The sequence below is a fragment of the Methylobacterium tarhaniae genome (assembly GCF_001043955.1).
GTDB lineage: Bacteria > Pseudomonadota > Alphaproteobacteria > Rhizobiales > Beijerinckiaceae > Methylobacterium > Methylobacterium tarhaniae.
This window is the reverse complement of the sequence record NZ_LABZ01000201.1, coordinates 14,345-34,189: the sequence shown is the minus strand read 5'-3', so window position 1 is coordinate 34,189 and position 19,845 is coordinate 14,345. Positions and strand designations below refer to the sequence as shown.

General features: G+C 71.9%; 20 protein-coding genes. 12 read left to right on the top strand and 8 right to left on the bottom strand.

Going from position 1 to position 19,845, the window contains the following annotated elements; genetic code table 11:
• Window positions 1-181 precede the first annotated feature (181 nt).
• Both VQ03_RS25095 and VQ03_RS25090 read left to right on the top strand, forming a co-directional pair.
• Window positions 182-871: a response regulator gene (locus VQ03_RS25095; RefSeq protein WP_048453631.1), complete on the top strand. Its 690-nt coding sequence runs from the start codon at window positions 182-184 to the stop codon at window positions 869-871.
• A gap of 384 nt (window positions 872-1,255) precedes the next feature.
• On the top strand, window positions 1,256-2,422 hold the full coding sequence (locus tag VQ03_RS25090; RefSeq protein ID WP_048453630.1) for a PAS domain-containing protein: 1,167 nt from the start codon (window positions 1,256-1,258) through the stop codon (window positions 2,420-2,422).
• A 28-nt stretch (window positions 2,423-2,450) separates the two neighbouring features.
• Here the strand turns inward: VQ03_RS25090 and VQ03_RS25085 are convergent, their stop codons facing one another.
• Window positions 2,451-2,987: a DoxX family membrane protein gene (locus tag VQ03_RS25085; protein ID WP_048453629.1), complete on the bottom strand. Its 537-nt coding sequence runs from the start codon at window positions 2,985-2,987 to the stop codon at window positions 2,451-2,453.
• 56 nt (window positions 2,988-3,043) lie between these two features.
• Window positions 3,044-4,321, bottom strand: a complete 1,278-nt coding sequence (locus tag VQ03_RS25080) for a multidrug effflux MFS transporter (protein ID WP_048453628.1) — start codon at window positions 4,319-4,321, stop codon at window positions 3,044-3,046.
• Window positions 4,322-4,755: 434 nt separating this feature from the next.
• Between VQ03_RS25080 and VQ03_RS25075 the strand changes: the two genes are divergently transcribed.
• Window positions 4,756-6,201 carry a mannose-1-phosphate guanylyltransferase/mannose-6-phosphate isomerase gene (locus VQ03_RS25075; RefSeq protein ID WP_048453627.1) on the top strand — a complete coding sequence of 482 codons (1,446 nt, stop codon included), beginning with the start codon at window positions 4,756-4,758 and terminating at the stop codon, window positions 6,199-6,201.
• A gap of 232 nt (window positions 6,202-6,433) precedes the next feature.
• Here the strand turns inward: VQ03_RS25075 and VQ03_RS25070 are convergent, their stop codons facing one another.
• Window positions 6,434-6,700, bottom strand: a complete 267-nt coding sequence (locus VQ03_RS25070) for a hypothetical protein (RefSeq protein ID WP_048453626.1) — start codon at window positions 6,698-6,700, stop codon at window positions 6,434-6,436.
• A gap of 58 nt (window positions 6,701-6,758) precedes the next feature.
• The gene (locus VQ03_RS25065) at window positions 6,759-7,469 is read right to left on the bottom strand and encodes a carbonic anhydrase (protein ID WP_048453647.1); all 711 of its coding nucleotides are present in this window, start codon (window positions 7,467-7,469) and stop codon (window positions 6,759-6,761) included.
• 250 nt (window positions 7,470-7,719) lie between these two features.
• Here VQ03_RS25065 and VQ03_RS25060 point away from each other — a divergent pair, with 250 nt between their 5' ends.
• Window positions 7,720-8,721 carry a 4-hydroxyproline epimerase gene (locus tag VQ03_RS25060; protein ID WP_048453625.1) on the top strand — a complete coding sequence of 334 codons (1,002 nt, stop codon included), beginning with the start codon at window positions 7,720-7,722 and terminating at the stop codon, window positions 8,719-8,721.
• Window positions 8,722-8,736: 15 nt separating this feature from the next.
• On the opposite strand, the gene modA is transcribed toward VQ03_RS25060, so the two are convergent.
• Window positions 8,737-9,516, bottom strand: coding sequence for a molybdate ABC transporter substrate-binding protein (gene modA, locus VQ03_RS25055; RefSeq protein WP_048453624.1), 780 nt, complete (start codon window positions 9,514-9,516; stop codon window positions 8,737-8,739).
• 199 nt (window positions 9,517-9,715) lie between these two features.
• Here modA and VQ03_RS25050 point away from each other — a divergent pair, with 199 nt between their 5' ends.
• The 7 genes from VQ03_RS25050 (at window position 9,716) to VQ03_RS25020 (ending at window position 15,558) form a co-directional block, all read left to right on the top strand.
• Entirely contained in the window at window positions 9,716-10,537 is an 822-nt protein-coding gene (locus VQ03_RS25050; RefSeq protein WP_048453623.1) for a glutathione S-transferase family protein, read from the top strand.
• Window positions 10,538-10,568: 31 nt separating this feature from the next.
• On the top strand, window positions 10,569-11,180 hold the full coding sequence (locus tag VQ03_RS25045) for a TRAP transporter small permease (RefSeq protein WP_048453622.1): 612 nt from the start codon (window positions 10,569-10,571) through the stop codon (window positions 11,178-11,180).
• Complete coding sequence (locus VQ03_RS25040) at window positions 11,177-12,502, top strand: TRAP transporter large permease (protein ID WP_048453621.1); 1,326 nt, start codon at window positions 11,177-11,179, stop codon at window positions 12,500-12,502. Before VQ03_RS25045 ends, VQ03_RS25040 begins: the two co-directional genes overlap by 4 nt.
• Window positions 12,503-12,603: 101 nt before the next feature.
• Window positions 12,604-12,948, top strand: a complete 345-nt coding sequence (locus VQ03_RS25035; RefSeq protein ID WP_048453620.1) for a hypothetical protein — start codon at window positions 12,604-12,606, stop codon at window positions 12,946-12,948.
• Window positions 12,945-14,405: a methyl-accepting chemotaxis protein gene (locus tag VQ03_RS25030; RefSeq protein WP_048453619.1), complete on the top strand. Its 1,461-nt coding sequence runs from the start codon at window positions 12,945-12,947 to the stop codon at window positions 14,403-14,405. Before VQ03_RS25035 ends, VQ03_RS25030 begins: the two co-directional genes overlap by 4 nt.
• A gap of 71 nt (window positions 14,406-14,476) precedes the next feature.
• Window positions 14,477-15,055, top strand: coding sequence for an NADPH-dependent FMN reductase (locus VQ03_RS25025; protein WP_048453618.1), 579 nt, complete (start codon window positions 14,477-14,479; stop codon window positions 15,053-15,055).
• Between the two features lie 86 nt (window positions 15,056-15,141).
• Window positions 15,142-15,558, top strand: a complete 417-nt coding sequence (locus tag VQ03_RS25020) for a nuclear transport factor 2 family protein (RefSeq protein WP_048453617.1) — start codon at window positions 15,142-15,144, stop codon at window positions 15,556-15,558.
• Window positions 15,559-15,586: 28 nt separating this feature from the next.
• Here VQ03_RS25020 and VQ03_RS25015 read toward each other — a convergent pair whose 3' ends face one another.
• From VQ03_RS25015 to pcaF, 3 genes are all read right to left on the bottom strand, one after another.
• On the bottom strand, window positions 15,587-16,630 hold the full coding sequence (locus VQ03_RS25015; protein WP_048453616.1) for a KpsF/GutQ family sugar-phosphate isomerase: 1,044 nt from the start codon (window positions 16,628-16,630) through the stop codon (window positions 15,587-15,589).
• A gap of 135 nt (window positions 16,631-16,765) precedes the next feature.
• The gene (locus VQ03_RS25010) at window positions 16,766-17,722 is read right to left on the bottom strand and encodes a helix-turn-helix transcriptional regulator (RefSeq protein WP_048453615.1); all 957 of its coding nucleotides are present in this window, start codon (window positions 17,720-17,722) and stop codon (window positions 16,766-16,768) included.
• 312 nt (window positions 17,723-18,034) lie between these two features.
• Window positions 18,035-19,249, bottom strand: a complete 1,215-nt coding sequence (gene pcaF / locus VQ03_RS25005; protein WP_048453614.1) for a 3-oxoadipyl-CoA thiolase — start codon at window positions 19,247-19,249, stop codon at window positions 18,035-18,037.
• Between the two features lie 167 nt (window positions 19,250-19,416).
• Here pcaF and VQ03_RS25000 point away from each other — a divergent pair, with 167 nt between their 5' ends.
• Complete coding sequence (locus VQ03_RS25000) at window positions 19,417-19,785, top strand: hypothetical protein (protein WP_053078721.1); 369 nt, start codon at window positions 19,417-19,419, stop codon at window positions 19,783-19,785.
• The last annotated feature ends 60 nt before the right edge of the window (window positions 19,786-19,845 follow it).

Genomic DNA, 19,845 nt, shown 5'->3' with positions numbered 1-19,845 from the left:
GCCGCCGGTCCGGCCCTCGCGCACGGGAAGCCGGCTCCGTCTTCGCGCGCAACTCTCGCGGCGATGGCGAACCGTGCGATAGGTCGTTGATATTGCCAGTTATTCCGTGGCGGGAGGGTACCCACGTGCCCCCGACTTGCTCTACGATTGCCGGACGCACGGTTTCCAGAGACGCCACGGTATGACCCAATCGACTCCGCCAGTCGCCCTGATCGCGGATGACGACGACTTCTTCCGTCTCGCCGTGGTGGCGATCCTCACCCGCAGCTTCGGCTTCGTCGAGGTCGTCGAGACCGGCTCCCTCGACGCCGCCGTCGACCAGCTCTCCAACCGTCGGGGCGCCGTGACCCTGGCGCTGTTCGATCTCGCGATGCCCGGCATGGAAGGCCCCGGGAGCTTGAGCGCGGTGCGCGAGTGCTTCCCGTCCGTCAAGGTGGCGGTGGTCTCGGCCTCGACCGAGCGCAACAAGATCCTCACCGCCCTCGAGGTCGGCGTCCACGGCTACATCCCGAAGGGGATCGGCTCGGCCGAGCTGACCCGGGCGGTGGGCATGATCCTCGACGGCCAGATCTTCGTGCCGGCGTCCCTGGCGGTGCTCGACGGCGCCGGCCCGCGCCCGGCGCTCGAGATCCGGCCCGCGGGCCTCGACGGGCGCCAGGACGGACGGCAGCCCCGCATCCCCGACCTGACGCCGCGCCAGCGCGACGTGCTGGCCCTCCTGGTCGAGGGGCGCTCCAACAAGGAGATCGCCCGCCGGCTCCAGCTCGGCGAGGGGACCGTGAAGGTCCACATGGCGGCTCTCCTGCGCAGCCTCGGGGTGCAGAACCGGGCCGCGGCCGCGGTGGTCGGGGCGCGGCTCCTGGCAGACTGATCCGGCGGGCTTCCTCAGCGCGCCGGCGCGGACGAAGACCTGGCCGATGTCGGTATCCGGAAATATAGCCTCGATGCGATCGTCGCGCGGCACGGTCGTTCTCTCGTCCTCGTCGTCCCCGGCCAAGCGGCCCGACCCCGTCGTCTGTCGTCAGGGCGCCGGAATGGTCGGTCTATTTGCCGTTGTTGACCTTGCGGAAGATGGACGGCACAGTCTATGACTTGACACTGTGGGCTGCTGCCGTATCAGCTTACGGCGTAGCGGATCGGACGACGAGGGGCGCTCGCATCATCGGTTGACGGTTCAATCGTGGCGGGACGGAGCGCTGTCGCGTTGCGGGATCGACGGGATCCGCTGCGGGGCGAAGCGTGACGGGAACGAGCGATGGATCGGGAAGCGATCGGGACCGAGAACATCCACGCTGCCCTGGACGTCTTGCTGAACCTGCCGCCGCTGAAGAAGTCGCCGCAACTCTCGGCCTTCCTGTCCTACGTGGTGCACGAGAGCCTGGCCGGACGCGGCAGCCTGCTCAAGTCCTACACCATCGCGACCGACGCCCTCGGCCGTTCGACCAGCTTCGATCCGGCGACGGACGCCATCGTGCGCGTCGAGGCCCGGCGCCTGCGCCAGGTGCTGCAGCAGATCTACGCCGACCCCACCTGCCCCCTCGACGTGCGCATCGACCTGCCGCTCGGCCGCTACGAGCCGAGTTTCCGGCAGATCGCGCCGACGGCGAGTGCGCCGCCGGTCTCCGGCCCGCAGGAACCGGCGGACGGCCTGCAGGAGAGCGAGCAGCGCTACCGTGCCCTGGTCGAGGCGAGCGCGGCGGTGGAATGGCGCTCGGGCCCGGACGGCAGCCTGGCCCAGACCTTCGGCCTGAGCGCCCGCACCGGTCTGTGCGATTCCGAGCTTCAGGGCTTCGGCTGGCTCGACGCGCTGCACCCGGACGACCGTGCGGCCACCGAGGCCCTGTGGCGAGCCTGCTGCCAGAGCGGCACCCCGCTCGACACGACCTACCGGGTGCGCCACCGCGGCGGCCAGTATCGCTGGATGCTCGGCCGCGCCGTGCCGCTCGAGAGCCCCGACGGCACGATCCGCGAGTGGGTCGGCACCATGGCCGACATCGACGAGCAGGTCCGCGCCGCCGAGGCCCTGCGCACCAGCGAGGAGCGGCTGCGCCTCGCCATGGAGGCGGCGGAGATGATGGCCTGGGACGTCGATCCGCTCACCCGGCAGGTCACCTGCTCCGAGATCGGCGACCGCCTGATGGGCGCGACGACCGGACCGCTCGACGAGTTCCTGGCGATGATCCTGCCGGAGGATCTCCCGCGCGTCCTCGCCAGCCTCGAGCCGGCCCTGCGGGGCGAGTCGGCCTATGACGCCCAGTACCGCATCATCGACCACGAGGGGCGGCTGCGCTGGCTCTCGGCCCGCGGCAGCATGGTCCGGATGCCGGGAGGCGGCGGCCGGCTGATCGGGGTCGCCTGCGACATCACCACGCGCTACCCGGAACCGCAGGTCGCCGCCCAGAGCCGGTGGATGTCCGCCTGACGCGGGCGGCATCCCCGGGGGCCGTCGTTCAAGCCGCGGCCTTGGCCGGACGGGGGGTGCGCGGCGCGGCGGCGCGCTTGCGGGGCGCCTTCGCGGCGGGGGCGGCTGGTGCGCGCGCCGGCTCGGCGCCTCGGGCGCGCTCGCCCGCATCCCACTCGCCTTTCCGCCACCAGCCCTGCCAGCTCCAGCCGCCCGGGCCGGTGACGGCGTAGAGCACGAAGCCGGCGGCGAGGCCGAGTTGGGCCAGGAACAGCTCCTGCTCGACCCGGGCGACGGCGCCGGAGAAGTCCCAGAACCGGTGCAGCAGCAGCCCCGCCACCACCGCGTGGACGGCGAGGCCCAGGCCGACGAGGCGCGGCAGCAGCCCGAGCGCGAGGAGCAGCGGCCCGAACAGCCCGATCACCACCGAGGCGGTGGCGACGGCGTTCGGGTAGGGCATGCCGGTCGCCGCGAGCGTCAGGGCGAACCCCGACGGATTGAGCGCCCGCCCGATCGCCGCCGGCAGCAGGGCGGAGGCCAGGAGCAGCCGCCCGGCGAGCAGGATTCCGTCGTTGCGCGCACCCATCCCGAGACTCCTCGTCGTGATGCGGGGACGGTGGTCCGCGAGGGGTTAAGGGTGCTCTACCGGCCCCCGCTGCCGAACAGCCGGCCGCGCTCGGTCCACAGGACCGTCGCGAGGCCGAGGCCGCTCAAGACCCAGTAGCCGAGCGCGAGCGGGGTGACGGTGCCGTCGAAGGACTGGCCGACGAGGAGGCCGCAGAAGGCCGCGAGCAGCGTGGTGTAGAAGCCGATGAAGGACGAGGCGGTGCCGGCGATCGCCGCCAGCGGCTCCATCGCCAGGGCGTTGAAGTTCGGCATCGCGAAGCTCATCAGGAATTGGCACGCCGCCAGGGTGGCGATCAGGAGCCACAGGGGCGGCTTGCCCGCGAAGGCCAGGATCAGCGCGAGCTGGAGGCAGGCGGCGAGAAACAGGCCGAGCATGCCCGCATGGGCCAGCCGCCGCATGCCGAGGCGGCGCACCAGGCGCGCGTTGATCAGCGTCGCGACGCCCATCGCCCCGGCGATCAGCGCGAAGGCGACCGGGAACAGCGGCCCGAGATGGTAGAGGCCGGTGTCGAAGACGCCTTGCGCCGAGCCGACATAGGCCATGATGCAGCCGGTGGTGAGCCCGAGCGCCGTGGCGTAGCCGAAGGACGCCCGCGTCCGCACCGTGACGGCGATGCCCGACCCGATCGCCCGGGCCGAGACCGGCCGGCGGAAGGCCGGGTGCAGGGTCTCGGGCAGGCGCGTGCCGAACCAGGCCAGGGTGACGAGCGCCAGCACCAGCATCATGCCGAAGATCAGGCGCCAGCTGCCGGCGAGAAGGACGGCTCCGCCCATCGAGGGGGCGAGGATCGGCACGATGAGGAAGACCATCATGCAGAACGACATCACCCGGGCCATGTCGCGCCCCTCATAGCGGTCGCGCACGATCGCCACCGCCAGCACCCGGCCCGCCGCCCCCCCGATGCCCTGGATGGCGCGGGCGAGGAGCAGCACCTCGAAGCTCGGCGCCAGCATGGCGAGCACGCTGCCGGCGAGGTAGATGCCGATGCCGGCGATCAGGGCCGGGCGCCGCCCGGTCCCGTCCGAGATCGGGCCGTAGAAGAGCTGGGCGGTGCCGAAGCCCAGCATGTAGACGTAGACCAGCAGCTGCAGCCGGTTGGGATCCTCGACCGCGAAGTCGCGCTGGATCGCCGGGAAGGCTGGCAGGAAGCTGTCGATGGTGACCGCGGTCAGGCCCATCATCAGGGCCATCAGGGCCACGAACTCGACGAAGCCGGGCCCGGCCCAGCCCGGCTCGGCCCGTGTGGTCTCGACGGGGACCGGGGTCGCCCCGCCGCTTGCGCTGCTCGCCATGATGATCCTGAGAGGCCGGTACGGTTCCGATCAGTGCCGGAGGCGGTGCGCACCAACAAGGTGGGCCGGGGCATGGCAGCGATGCGGCGGTCCCGCCGCCGGACCGATGACGACACGGCCGCCCTTCGCCTCCGCCAGCCCTTGCGAGGCGAGCCCGTGCCGGGGCGTCGCCGGAAGTGCCGCGAGCGGCGGGACACGTCCTCTTTCGATCCCTCGATCACCGTGCCAAACTCGGCGGCCCGTGGCGCCCGGAGGACGTCCGATCGGTCCGTCGTCCGGTCTCCGGATCACGACCGGAAGAACGTCCGAATGCCGTCGCGAACCGATCTCTGCGACATCGCCTTTGTGCCGAGCCTCCCTTTCGACTACATCCCCCGTCGATAGACATCCCTTTTCCGCGCAGCCCTCCGGGCCGCGCGGCCCGGAGCCCGACCATGTCCGATGCTGGTGACTTGATCCACCCGGTGATCCTGTGCGGCGGATCGGGGACGCGGCTGTGGCCGGCCTCCCGCGAGAGCTTTCCCAAGCAGTTCATTCCCCTCGCCGAGCCCGGGCGCTCGTCGTTCCAGGCCACCGCCGCGCGGCTGTCCGACGCCACCTTCGCTCGGCCGGCGGTGATCACCGCCAACGACGCCCGCTTCCTCGTCGCCGAGCAGCTCGCCCAGGGCGGGATCGGGGCCGACATCCTGCTGGAGCCGTGCCGGCGCGACTCCGCCCCGGCCGTCGCCGTGGCGGCGCTCCACGCCGCCGCCCGCGACCCGCAAGCCCTGGTGCTGATCCTACCCGCCGACCACGCGATCGGCGACGAGGCTGGCTTCGTCGCTGCCGCCCGGGCCGCCCGGGCCGGGGCCCGGGCCGGCCACATCATGACGCTCGGCATCGCGCCGACCCAGCCCTCCACCGCCTACGGCTACATCCAGCCGGGCGGCGCCCTGCCCGGCGAAGCGGGTGCGTCCGGCGCCCGCGCCGTCGCGCGCTTCCTCGAGAAGCCGGATGCGTCCCGCGCCGCCGGCCTCATCGACGAGGGCGCATTGTGGAACGGCGGCTACTTCCTGTTCCGCGCCGACGTGATGCTGGACGAGCTCGAGGTCCATGCGCCGGAGGTGCTCGCCGCCGCCAGCGCGGCGCTCGCGACGGCCGCGCGCGACCTCGACTTCGTGCGCCTCGGCGCGGAGGCCTTCGGGAAGGCGCCGCAGATCTCGATCGACTACGCGGTGATGGAACGGACCGAGCGGGCCGGCGTCCTGCCGGTGAGCTTCCCGTGGTCGGATATCGGCACCTGGGGCGCCCTGTGGGACATCGCCGCACGGGACGCCGAGGGCAACGCCCTGCGCGGCCGGGTGGCCTTGCGCAACACCCGCAACAGCCTGGTCCATTCCACCGGCGAGATCCTGACCACGGTGGTCGGCCTCGACGACGTGGTGGTGGTGACGACGGACGACGCGGTGCTGGTGACGAGCCGCACCGCCGCGGGCGAGGTGAAGGGCCTGGTCGAGGGCCTGCGCCGGCGGAGCGAGCCCGAGGCGGATGCCCACCGGCTGATGTACCGGCCCTGGGGCTCCTACCAGCGCATCGACATCGGCGGACGCTTCCAGGTGAAGCGGATCACCGTGAAGCCGGGCGGGCGGCTGTCGCTGCAGAAGCACCATCACCGGGCCGAGCACTGGGTGGTGGTGCGCGGCACCGCCGAGGTGACGGTGGACGGAGTGGTGCGCCTCGTGCACGAGAACGAGGCGGCCTACCTGCCGATCGGCTGCGTGCACCGTCTGGCCAATCCGGGCAAGATCCCGCTCGAGCTGATCGAGGTCCAGGTCGGCAGCTATACCGGCGAGGACGACATCATCCGCATCGAGGACGTCTACGGCCGCGAGGGCGCGTAACGCCCGAAAGCCGCAGGAAGGCGGGGCGGCGCGCCACCCCGCCTTCCTGCGCGAGGCGAACGGGCTGGGACCACAAGACGGGTATCGGGAATAAATTCCGATCGATTCTTTTGGTGTTCCCGGGCTTCGCGACGGGGCCCGAGATCCTGCGCCCCGAGATCCTGCGCCCCGAGATTCTGCGCGATGCCGGGAAGCCGGAGGCGATCCGGTTCGCCGCGCCGCGGGGGCCCGCTCAGCGGGCGGAGCAGCGCAGGGCCTCGCGCTGGCAGGCGAAGCCGGGAGTGGAGCAATGGACCCCGTCGGCGTCGCGGGTGCAGACGCGGCAGGAATCGGTCCATTCGCGGCAGCCGGGATCCTCGGCGGGCGACAGGGCGATCGGCTGCGGCGCCGGCCCGCGGGCCGGCGCGACGTGGGCCACGAGAATCGTCGCCAGGGTGGCGGCGGCGGCGATCCACGCGAAGGCGGCGTCGCGGGAGCGGTCGGGTCGGAGTTCGGCCATGCCGGGGGTCCTCACCCGCCGCTTCCCGCCTGTCAATCCATCCGCGACTCGCCACCCGCTACTCGGCCGCCCGGACCTCCGGCACGCCCACGCCGGCCGCGGCGAGGCGCGGCGACGCGGAGGCCTGTGCCACCGGAAGGTCGTCCTCCTCGGCGAGGACCACGAAGCGGCCGACCTCGCCGTCATAGACCAGCAGGTGACCGGTCTCGATCTCGAACAGCCAGCCGTGCAGGGTGAGCTGGCCCGCGGCGAGCGCGCTCGCCACCGCCGGGTGGGTGCGCAGGTGGTTGAGCTGCACCAGCACGTTCTCCATGGCGAGGGCGTGCAGGCGGCGCTTGTCGTCGATGTCGTCCGGATAGGCGTCGCAGACGATCTTGCGGGCGGCCTCGCCGTGGCGCAGCCAGGCGCCCACGTTCGGCATCTTCTCGGCGAGGCCCGGCGTGAGCAGGCCCTTCATGGCGCCGCAATCGGAGTGGCCGCAGACCACGATGTCGCGCACGCCGAGCGCCATCACCGCGTACTCGACCGCCGCCGTCACGCCGCCCAGCATGGTGGCGAAGGGCGGCACGATGTTGCCGACGTTGCGGGTGACGAACAATTCGCCCGGACCCGCCTGGGTGATCAGTTCGGGCACGACGCGGGAATCGGCGCAGGAGATCACCAGGGCCTTCGGTTTCTGGCCGTCATGAACGAGGCGCTGATAGACGGAGCGCTGGCTCGGAAACACCTGCTCGCGGAACTGCGTGAACCCCTGAACGATATTGTCCATCATCGGCAACCTCCTCTCGACGGCCGCAAACGCGCGGGCCCGTCGCCGGGCCGCGCCACGAAGCCGAGAACGCCGGAAGCATCGCCGGGTTGCCTAAGGTCGCGCGTCTGCCGGCGCGTCATCTGGCCCGGCGGGGGAGCGGGATGAGACGCCGGTCCTCGACCGTGATCGCGCCTCCGGCGCCCTTTGACGGTGCGGCGATTTCTGCGACGAAGGGACGACCGCGCATCTCCCTGAGGCCCTTCCCGCCATGCATCCGCACACCTTCCTCTGCGTCGACGCCCATACCTGCGGCAACCCGGTGCGGGTGGTCGCCGGCGGGGCGCCGGTCCTGCCCAACGTGTCGATGGGCGAGAAGCGGCAGATCTTCGTCGCCGAGCACGATTGGGTGCGCCGGGCCCTGATGTTCGAGCCGCGCGGCCACGACGCGATGTCCGGCTCGATCCTCTACCCGCCGTCGCGGGAGGATTGCGAGCTCGGCGTGCTGTTCATCGAGGTCTCGGGGTGCCTGCCGATGTGTGGCCACGGCACGATCGGCACCGTCACGGTAGCCTTGGAGCAGGGCTTCGTGGTGCCCCGCCAGGAGGGGCGCCTCGCCCTCGAGGTTCCGGCCGGCAAGGTCGAGGTCGAGTATCGCCGCAACGGCCGCTTCGTCGACGAGGTCCGGCTCTACAACATCCCGAGCTACCTGCACGCCGCCGACGTCGAGGTCGAGGTGCCGGGCCTCGGGCGCCTCACCGTCGACGTGTCCTACGGGGGCAACTTCTACGCCATCGTCGAGCCGCAACCCGGCTGGGCCGGCCTCGACGGCATGACCTCCGCCGAGATCCTGACCCTGAGCCCCCGGGTGCGCGAGGCAGTGCAGCGGGCGGTGGCGCCGGTCCATCCGGAGGATCCGCGCATCCACGGCGTGAGCCACGTGCTCTGGGCCGACCGCCCGAAGCACCCGCAGGCGCATGCCCGCAACGCGGTATTCTACGGGACTAAGGGCATCGACCGCTCGCCCTGCGGCACCGGTACCTCCGCCCGCATGGCGCAGCGCGTCGCCAAGGGGCTGCTGACGGTGGGCGACGACTTCGTGCACGAGAGCATCATCGGCACGCTGTTCCACGGCCGGGTGGAGAGCGAAGCGGAGGTCGGCGGGCGCGCCGCCATCCGCCCGAGCATCGGCGGCTGGGCCCGGGTGATCGGGCACAACACCATCCTGGTCGACGAGCGCGACCCCCTCGCCTTCGGCTTCCAGCTCGCCTGATGCGGGCGGGGCACCCTATTGCGACGCCCCCTCCCCGATCATCGTGAAGCCCGGCGCCTCGAAGAAGCGCCGGGCGGCCTTGCCCCTCAGATAGGCGAGGAAGCGCGCGCCGCCCTCGCCCTTGGCCTCCGCCGTCACCGCGAAGGGATAGACAACCGGCGGATGGCTGTCGGCCGGAAACACCCCCACCACCTTCACCCCCGGATCTGACTTGGCGTCGCTCTCGTAGACCACGCCGAGCGGCGCCTCGCCGCGCGAGACCAGCGCCAGCGCCGCTCGCACGTTGTCGGCCTGGGCGAGCCGCGGCTGCACCTGCGCCCACAGCCCCAGCTTCTCGAACGCCGCCTTGGCGTACTTGCCGATCGGCACCGAAGAGACCTCCCCGGTGGCGAGCCGCCCGCCGGGACCGAGGGCCCGGGCGAACCAGTCCGGCGTGAACGCCGCCTCCCCCACCCGCGCGTCCTTCGGCGCCACCACGACCAGGCGGTTGGCGAGGAGGTTCACCCGGGTCTCGGGCCGGATCAGCTTGCGGGCGGCGAGATAGTCCATCCAGTCGAGGTCGGCCGAGGCGAAGAGGTCGGCGGGCGCGCCCTGCTCGATCTGGCGCGCCAGCGCCGAGGAGGCGGCGTAGCTCGCCCTGACCGGGATCCCGCTCTCGGCCGTGAAGGCCTTGCCGGCCTCGTCGAGGGCGTTCTTCAGGCTCGCCGCCGCGAACACCGTCGTGGGATCCGCGGCCGAGGCCGGAGCGGCGAGGAGAAGGAGGCAGGCGGCCCAGAGGGCGCGGGTGTGACGCATGGCGGGTGTCCTTCGCTCGTTGCAGCCGGCAGGTCAGGCCGTCGCGTCATATGCCGCCGCGCATAGCGCCAGCCAGCCCTGTCGTGAGGCGGGGGAGGATGCGCCGCGGCGAGCCTCCACCAACCATCGTCGGGTTCCCGTGACGCGTCGGCGCGTGCAAGGATGCGGCAAACAAGACGGTTCCGGGGGGGCCATCGCCATGCTGCTCTACGAGCACCCGCTCTCGTCCTATGCGCAGAAGGTCAAGATCGCCCTGCGCGAGAAGGGCATCGCCTTCACCGCCGAGTTGCCGGAGACCTTCGGTACCGGCCGGAGCGACGGCGCCTTCGCAGCTGCCAATCCGCGCACCGAGGTGCCGGTGCTGGTCGATGGCGGCGTGAGCATCTTCGAATCGACCGTGATCCTCGAATACATCGAGGAACGCTGGCCCGAGCCGCCGCTGCTGCCGCGGGACCCGGCCGCCCGCGCCCAGGCCCGCATGACCGAGGAGGTCTGCGACACCCAGTACGAGGCGGTGAACTGGGGCTTCGGCGAGATCCTGTGGTTCCGCCGGGCCACCGGGAGTCTCGCCGACCACCTGCGGGCGCAAGCCGCGGCGCAGACGAAGATCCTGCAGGACTGGCTGACGGGGCGTCTCGGGGCGGCGGAGTGGTTCGGGGGCGCGTCCTTCGGCTGGGCGGATGCGGCGGTCGCCCCGATGGTCAACCGCTCGGTCCATTACGGGCTCGGCCCGCCGGGAGGCAGCCCCCTTGCGCGCTGGCACGCGAGGATGCGCGAGCGGCCCTCCGTGGCGGAGACGTTCCGTGAATTCGACGCGGCGGCGGCCCGGATGGCCGAGGCCGCCGACCTCTACACCACCGGCGGGCGCCGGCGCGAATACCGCGACCATCGCCTCGAATGGATGGTCAAGTCGGGCGGCGTCGAGGTCGTGCTCGCGGGCCTGCGCGACCGCAACATCCGCTTCGCCTGGCCGGACGCCTTGCCCGACGCCGACCTTCGGCCCGACGCCGACACGCCCTGACGCGCCTCGCCGCCCGCCCCTGGGAGATCCCATGCACCCCTTGCGCATCCTCGACCGCCTCGAGGAGATCCTGATCGCGAGCCTGATGGCGGGCGCGACGCTCCTGATCTTCGTCGCCGTCGTCCACCGCTACGCGTCGGGCATCGACCTGCTCTACCCGGTCACGACCGCGATCCACCTCTCCTGGGCCCAGGAGCTGTGCATCTACATGTTCGTCTGGATGGCGAAGTTCGGCGCGGCCTACGGCGTGCGCACCGGCATCCATGTCGGCGTCGACGTGGCGGTGAACCAGCTTCCCCCCGCCTGGCGCAGCCGGGTCGTGCTGTTCGGCCTGCTCTGCGGCGCCCTGTTCACGGTCATCGTCGGCACGATGGGCGCACGCTTCGTCTACGGCCTCGTCGACACCGACCAGACCACGCCCGACCTCGAGATCCCGAGCTGGCTCGTCTACCTGGCGATCCCGCTCGGCTCCTACCTGATGTGCTTCCGCTTCCTGCAGGTGGCCTGGAGCTTCTGGCGCACCGGGGAACTGCCCCACCACGATCCCGGCCATGTCGAGGGCGTGGTCGAGAGCCCGCACGCCGCCGAAGACCTTGGGCAGGAACTGGCCAACGAGTCCCGCACCGGAGGATCTGCGCGATGAACGCCGCCATCATCTTCGGGCTGCTCATCGCCCTGATGCTCACCGGGATGCCGATCTCGATCGCGCTCGGCCTCTCGGTCCTCACCTTCCTGTTCACCATGACCACCGTGCCGATCGAGGCGGTGGCGCTCAAGCTGTTCACCGGGATCGAGAACTTCGAGATCATGGCGATCCCGTTCTTCATCCTGTCGGGCAACTTCCTCACCCATGGCGGCGTCGCCCGGCGGATGATCAACTTCGCCACGTCGATGGTCGGCCACTGGCACGGGGGCTTGGGGCTCGCCGGCGTGATGGCCTGCGCGCTGTTCGCCGCCATCTCGGGCTCGAGCCCGGCCACCGTGGTGGCGATCGGCTCGATCATCCTGCCCGCCATGGTGGCGCAGGGATTCCCCAAGCGCTTCGGTGCCGGGGTCATCACCACCTCCGGCGCGCTCGGCATCCTGATCCCGCCCTCGATCGTGATGGTGATGTACTCGGTGGCGACGAGCGGCGCGGTGGTGACCGGGCCGGACGGGCAGCGCGTCTCCTCGGCCTCGATCTCGACCCTGTTCGTCGCCGGCGTCATCCCGGGCCTGATGCTGGCCGCGCTTCTCGGCCTCACCACCTGGTACCGGGCGCGAAAGTTCGGCTATCCGCGGATGCCCAAGGCCAGCTGGCACGAGCGCTGGGTGGCGTTCCGCAAGTCGGTCTGGGGCCTCCTGCTGATCGTGCTGGTGCTGGGGGGCATCTATAGCGGCGCCTTCACGCCGACCGAGGCCGCCGCCGTCAGCGCCGTCTACGCCTTCGTGATCGCGCTGTTCGTCTATCGGGATCTCACCTGGCGCGACGTGCCCCGGGTGCTGCTCGACTCGGCCAACATGAGCGCGATGCTGCTCTACATCATCACCAACGCGGTGCTGTTCTCGTTCCTGATGACGAGCGAGCAGATCCCGCAGGCGATGGCGAGCTGGATCACCGGGGCCGGCCTGAACTGGGTGGTGTTCCTGCTGATCGTCAACCTCCTGCTGCTCATCGCCGGCAACGTGATGGAGCCCTCCTCCATCGTGCTGATCATGGCGCCGATCCTGTTCCCGATCGCCGCCAAGCTCGGCATCGATCCGGTGCATTTCGGCATCCTGATCGTGGTCAACATGGAGGTGGGGATGTGCCACCCGCCGGTCGGCCTCAACCTCTACGTGGCGTCGGGCATCACCCGCATGGGCATCACCGAGCTGACCATCGCGGTCTGGCCCTGGCTGCTGACCATGCTGATCTTCCTGGTCGTCGTCACCTACGTCCCGGCGATCTCGCTCTGGCTGCCGCGGATGCTCGGGATGATGTGAGAAGGATCCGCCGGGCGCGATCTTCCCGCGCCCGGCTTTACCGTTCGTCAGGTTGTCGGCCGTACCCGTTATCCGCTTCCCGAGAGAGCAGATGAACCGATATGCGCCCCGACCGACGGCCGCTCTCGCCCCTGACCGCCGCCGGCATCCTAGGCCTGGCGCTGCTGGTCCCCGTCCTCGCCGCGCTCACCCCCCGCTCCGGCCCCGTCGCCGTGCTCGGGCCCCCCGGGTCCGGAGCGGCGGGAACCGCCCGCATCGTCGCGGCCGCCGGGGGCGTCCTCCTGCGGGCCGGCCGCTTCGACTCCCTGTTGATCGCCGCCTCGGACGAGCCGGGCTTCGCCCGCCGCCTCTACGCCGCCGGGGCCTGGCTCGTCGTGCATCCGGCACTGGCCGGCTCCTGCGCGCCTTCCTTCTCGCCGCCCCCGACGGACCTGCCCTCGCGATGACGAACATCGACACGCTCCGGCGCGCCTTCGCGCGCGTCCTGGTGACGCTCCTCTGGCTGCATCTGCCGGTGCTGGCCGTCACGCAAATCCTGGTCGGCGGGCTCGAACCCGGCTCCCTCGTCGGCGCCTGCCTGCTCGCCCTGGCCGCTACGCTTCTGTGGTGGCGCGACCCGATCGGCCTGCCGACCCGGCTGACCAGCGGCGTCGCCCTGATCGGCATGCCGGCCCTGCTGCTCGCCGCCCTCGATGGCCATCCCTGGCAGGCCGACACCCATATGTACTTCTTCGCCTGCCTGGCGGTTCTGGTCGGCTGGTGCGACTGGCGGGTGCTGCTGGCGGCGGCGGGCGCGACGGCGCTCCACCACCTCGTCCTCAGCCTGACCGTGCCGGCCCTGGTCTTCCCGGGCAGCGCCACCGGCGACATCGCCCGGGTGCTGCTCCATGCGGCGATCGTGCTGATCGAGACGGGTGTTCTGATGTGGGTCGCGCACCGCGTCGCGCTCGCCTGCTCGGCCCTCGACAGCGCCGAGGCGGCCGCAGCCCAGATCGAGCGCCTGCGCCGGCTCGAGACCGAGCGGAGCAGCGCCGAGGGTGAGGCCGAGCGGGCCCGCCGGGCTGCGACGCGCCAGCTCGCCGACGGGTTCGAGGTCGCGGTCGGCGGCATCGTCGGCGAGGTCTCGCGGGCGGCGGGCGACCTCCAGGCCTCCGCCGATTCCCTCTCGGCGGCGGCCGCCCGCAACGCCGACAAGGCGAACGCGGTGGCGGGCGCCGCCACGAGCGCGGCCGAGGCGGTCGACTTCGTCGCCCGCGCGGTGACGGATCTCGGCGCCTCGGTGGCCGAGATCGGCCGGCAGGTCGACGCGTCGGCCGAGCGCGCCGAGGCGGCAGTGGGCGAGGCCGCCCGCACCGCCGAGCTGGTTCGCGACCTCAGCGAGGCCGCGACGCGGATCGGCGACGTGGTCGGGCTGATCTCGTCGATCGCCAGCCAGACCAACCTGCTGGCGCTCAATGCCACCATCGAGGCCGCCCGCGCGGGTGCGGCCGGCCGCGGCTTCGCGGTGGTCGCCGCGGAGGTCAAGGAGCTGGCCGGCCAGACCGCCAAGGCCACCGAGGAGATCACCGGGCAGATCGGGCGGATCCAGCGCTCGACCGAGCAGGCTGTCGGCGCCATCGGGACGATCGACGGGCGCATCCGCGAGATCAGCACCGTGACGGGGACGATCGCCGCGGCGGTGGAGCAGCAGGGGGCGGCGACGCAGGCGATCATCCGCAATGTCGGCGAGGCCGCGGCCGGAACCGGCGCGGTGCGCGAGACGATCGGTGCCGTCGCCGTCATCGCGGGCGAGACCGGCCACGCCGCCGAACGGATGCTGGCCTCGGCCTCCGCCTTGTCGCGCCAGGCCGGGCATCTCGAGGGCGAGGTCCGCGACTACGTCACCTCGGTGCGGGCGGGCTGAGGAGCGCCGGGGCTTCGCAGCCCGGCAGGCTGGGTTAGGATCTCCGGGCGGTCCTCGTTCCGGAGTCTGCCATGTCGCTCGTGTTCCCGGTCATCCTCGGCTCGGTGCGCCAGGGGCGCAACGGCCTGCGCGCCGCCCGCTACCTGGTCGAGGCCCTCGAATCCCGCGGCCACGAGGCGCCGCTGGTCGATCCGGCGGAACTCGGCCTGCCGCTGCTGACGCGGATGTACAAGGAATACCCGAAGGGCGAGGCGCCCGAGGCCCTGGAGCGGCTCGCCGCCCTCTACCGCCGCGCCGACGGGCTCGTGGTGGTCTCGGCGGAGTACAACCACAGCATCCCGCCGGCCCTGTCGAACACCCTCGACTATTTCCTGGAGGAGTATTTCTGGCGGCCCTCGGCCATCGTCTGCTACTCGGCCGGCCGCTACGGCGGCGTGCGGGCGGCGATGCAGCTGCGCGCCATGCTGGGCGAACTCGGCACCCCGAGCATCCCGTCGCTGCTGCCGATCCCGGAGGTGCAGAAGGCCCTGGACGAGGACGGGCGGCCGCTCCAGCCGTGGTTGGAGCGCCCGACGGGACGGTTCCTCGACGAGCTGGTCTGGTACGCCGAGGCGCTGCGGGAGAAGAGAGGGAGCGGCGTGCCGTACTGAACGGTTCGGTCGGCGCCGAACCATGCGCGGGGGGCGCATGGGTAGTATCCGGCACCGGCCACCGATCGCGCCGGCGAGGATCGACCATGAGCCTGGACGCCGCCTTCCGCCATATCCACGAGCAGTGGCACGACACGGTCGTGCGTCGCGATATCGACGGGTTGATGGCGCTCTACGCCGACGACGCCGTCTTCGAGAGCCCGCTGGTCTGGGCGTCCCAGCCGGAGGGCTGTGCCGGGGTGCTGACGGGCAAGCCTGCGATTCGAGACTTCTTCGCGCGCGGGTTCCAGTCACCGCAGAACGGACTTGGCCGCTGGTACCGCACCGGCGTCGTCTTCACGCGGGGACACCAGCTGGCCTGGGAATACCCGCGCGAAACGCCCGACGGCGACCAGATCGACCTCATGGAGATGATCGACGTCTCGGGTGGGCTCATCGCCCATCACCAGGTATATTGGGGCTGGGTCGGCATGCGGGCGCTCTCAAGCCTGCCCGGGCGGTAATCCCGGGCAGACGGCAGGCGAGCCGCCCTCACACCACCCCCGCCCGCAGGATGTCGTGGATGTGCAGGATGCCGATCGGGCGCCCGCTCTCCACCGCGAACAGGGCGGTGATCCGGCTGCGGTTCATCAGCTCCACGACGGCGCTGGCGAAGGTGCTGGGGGTGGTGGTGATCGGCGACGGCGTCATGATCTCCTCGACCCGGCGGGCGAGGAGGTCGCTGTGGGCGGCGCCGGTGCTCATGTGGCGGCGCACGTCGCCGTCGGTGATCATCCCGACGAGCTGGCCGTCATCGTCGACGACGCCGGCGCAGCCGAAGCGCTTGCCCATCACGGCGATCAAGGCCTCCGAGACCCGGATGCCGCGGGGCACCAGCGGCATCTCCTCGCCGGAGTGCATCAACTGGGCCACGGTCTTGAGCCGGGCCGCCAGCTTGCCGCCCGGATGGAAGACCTTGAAGTCGCTGGCCGAGAAGCCGCGGCGCTCCAGCAGGGCCACCGCGAGCGCGTCGCCGAGCGCGAGCTGGATCACGCTCGACGAGGTCGGCGCGAGGTTGTGCGGGCAGGCCTCCTTCACCAGGGGCAGCGGCAGCAGGATGTCCGCGGCCTGGCCGAGCGTGCTGCCCGGTTTCGAGGTCATGCCGATCAGCGTCACGGCGAAGCGCTTGGAGAAGCTGATGAGGTCGCCGAGTTCCGTCGTCTCGCCCGACCACGACAGGGCGATGACGATGTCCTGCTGGGTGATCATCCCGAGGTCGCCGTGGCTGGCCTCGCTCGGGTGGATGAAGGCGGCCGGCGTTCCGGTGGAGGCGAGCGTCGAGGCGATCTTGCGCCCGATATGGCCGCTCTTGCCGATGCCCGACACGATCACCCGGCCCGGGATGTCGTGGATCGCCGCGACGGCGGCGCCGAACCCGGCCTTCAGCTCCTGGTCGAGGGCACGGGCGAGGGTCAGGAGCGCCTCGGCCTCGGTGCGGACGCTGCGGATGGCGGAGAAATGCGCCGCCTCGACCACCCGTCCCGTCGCGCTGCCTGGCGCCGCGTCGTAGCTCTCGGCCCGGTTCGAACTCTCCATCGTGCTCCTCGGCTCCCACGTGTTTCCAGATGATGACCCGATGAGCCTGCCGACTCATTTGCGGCCAGAATGCGTGCGGTCCTCGGCCGCGCCGGAGATTCTCGCGCGAGCCCGGCCCCCTGTGGCGCCCGGGCCTCAGGCCCCGCGCCGCGCGGCCCCGAGATAGCCCTCGACCAGGCCGGTCAGCTCGGCGGCGGTTTCGGCCACGGTGTGGTCGGCGGTGTCGATCACCGCGCGAGCGCGGGCATAGAGCGGCTCGCGGCTCATCAGCACCGCCCGGATCTCCCGCAGGGCGTTGTCGCTGTCGGGCATCCGGGCCTGGGCGAGGCCCTTGGCGGCCTGCTCGCGCACCCGGTGGATGTGCTCCTCGGGCCGCGCCTTGAGCCAGACGGTGAAGAACGACGAGAGCAGCAGGTCGAAGGTGACGGGCTCGGCGACGATGCCGCCGCCGGTCGCCAGCACCATCGGGCCCGGCCGCTCGGCGAGGCGCCGCAGCGCCCCCTGCTCCAGGCGGCGATAGGTCTCCTGGCCGTAGATCGCGAAGATCTCCGCCACCGAGAGGCCGTTCTCGCGCTCGATCTCGCGGTTGAGCTCGACGAAGGTCCAGCCCATCCGCTCGGCGAGGATGCGCCCGAGGGTCGACTTGCCGGCGCCGCGCAGGCCGATGAGCGCCACGCGCTGCGTCGGGCCCTCCCCGGGGGCCGCCGCGCCCGAGAGGATGCGCTTGGCCTCGGCGATCTGCTCCGCCCCGGCCTTCTCCAGGAGGTCGCGCACCACCGGCCAGTCCGGCGGGCTCTCGACCGTGGCGATCAGGTCTTCGAGCCGCACCCCCATGGCGAGGGCCACCCGGCGCAGCAGGATGATCGAGACGTTGCCCTGCCCGCCTTCGAGCTGGGCGATGTAGCGCTCGGACAGGCCGGAGGTCTGCGACAGGACCTTGCGCGACATCGCCCGCACCGAGCGCATGGTGCGGACGCGCTGGCCGAGCACCGTCAGGAAGTCCGCCTCCGCGTCGCCGGTCTCGGCGCCGTCGGATTCGGCGGCATTCGGGGAGGCTTCCGCGTCCGGGCGCGACCCGGTCTTGCTGGGCATGGTGGGCCTCACCGGGGCGAAGGGGCGATACGGCGGCCGCGATCGGACGGCGGGAGCACGGGGCCGGTGGCTGAAGCGTGGCGGGTCATGGGATCGTTTGCGCCGCGGGATCCGTCCCGCGAGGGCGGGCGCATCGTCCGCGCGGTTCCGGAGGAAGGGCGAGACTGGTTCATACTTAAACCATGCCACGCGGCCCCGCCATGGTGCAGTGCGGCACGATGAGACGCTCGTCCCCGAATTCGAGATCCCGTCCCGATTCCATCCGGGGCGGAGCGGGGACTCCGCCCCGCTCCGCAACCGGTGGTGTCCCGATCAGCCGACCCGCTCGACCGCGAGGGCCACGCCCTGGCCGACGCCGACGCACATCGTCGCGAGGCCGAGCCGGCCGCCGCTCCGGCCGAGCTGGAGCGCGACGCTGCCGGCGATGCGGGCGCCCGACATGCCGAGGGGATGGCCGAGGGCGATGGCGCCGCCATTCGGGTTCACGTGGTCGGCGTCGTCGGGCAGGCCGAGGCCGCGCAGGCAGGCCAGCGCCTGCGAGGCGAAGGCCTCGTTGAGCTCGACCGCGTCGAAGTCGGACGGCTTCAGGCCCAGGCGCGCGCAGAGCGTCTCGACGGCCGGGATCGGGCCGATGCCCATCACCCGCGGCGGCACGCCCGCCGAGGCGAGGCCGAGGACCCGGGCGATGGGAGTGAAGCCGTGGCGCTCCGCCGCCTCCCGCGTCGCCAGCACCAGGGCGGCGGCGCCGTCGTTCACGCCCGAGGCGTTGCCGGCGGTCACCGTGCCGTCCTTCCTCACGAAGGGCTTGAGCTTGGCGAGCCCCTCCGCCGTGGTGTCGGCCCGGGGATGCTCGTCCCGTTCGACCTTGACGTGGCCGCCCTTGCGGTCGGGGATCTCGACCGCGACGATCTCGGCCGCGAAGGTGCCGTCTCCCTGCGCCCGCGTCGCCCGCTGCTGCGAGCGCAGCGCGAAGGCGTCCTGGTCCTCGCGGCCGACCTGGTAATCCTCGGCGACGTTCTCGGCGGTCTCCGGCATCGAATCGACGCCGTACTGGTGCTTGAGCACCGGGTTGATGAAGCGCCAGCCGATCGTGGTGTCGTGGATCTCGGCTTGGCGCTGGAACGCGCCCTCGCTCTTGCCCATCACGAAGGGCGCCCGGGTCATCGATTCGACGCCGCCGGCCACCGCCAGATCGATGTCGCCGGCCCGGATCGCCCGCGCCGCCGCCCCGACCGCGTCGAGACCCGAGGCGCAGAGCCGGTTGAGGGTGAGGCCCGGCACCCGCTCGGGATAGCCGGCGAGCAGCAGGGCCATGCGGGCGACGTTGCGGTTGTCCTCGCCGGCCTGGTTGGCGCAGCCGAGGAAGACCTCCTCGACCGCCCCCTTCAGGGCCGGGTTACGCCGCGCGAGCTCGGCCAGCGGCATGGCCGCGAGGTCGTCCGCCCGCACCTTGGCGAGCGCACCGCCGTAGCGGCCGATCGGCGTGCGTACGTAGTCGCAGATGTAGACGTCCCGCGCCGCGCTCATGCGCCTCTCTCCCGCTTCAGGTCCGGAGACCGTGTTTCGAAAAACCGGTACGGCGAGGCGCGGCTTCGATCAAGCCCCCGCGCCCGCCCGCCGGGACGTCGCGCCGGGTCTGACAGAATGTCGCGGCGTCTTGTGCGGTGCAGTCGGAACCCCCACTGTCCCGTTCCGTGATCGGTCGCATCTGGACATCTCTCGCGCGCTTCTGCGCGACCGCCTTCCTCGGCCTCGGCCTCGCCCTCCTGGCGGTGTCGGCGGCGGATGCGGCGTCCGGCCGTCCCGAGCCGGTGCTGCGCGCGAGCCAGGGCGCCTCGCCGATGGCGAGCCTCCACGCACATTGGGTGAAGAGCCCGGCCTGCACCCTCACGGCCTCCGGCGTCGACAACCCACGGCCCGACGACGGCGGCGCGGCGAGCACGAACCTCGCCTGCCCGGCCGACGGCCCGGCCGCCTCCGCCGCCACGCTCCTGCCCCCGCGCCGCCTCGGCGCCCTGGTCCAGGCCGGCGCCGCCCTGCCCGAGCGCCCACCGAAGGCTTAGGGCCTGACGCCCGGCTCCGCTTTCGGTACGGAAGCGGTCCTGACGTCACATCTCCGCCTC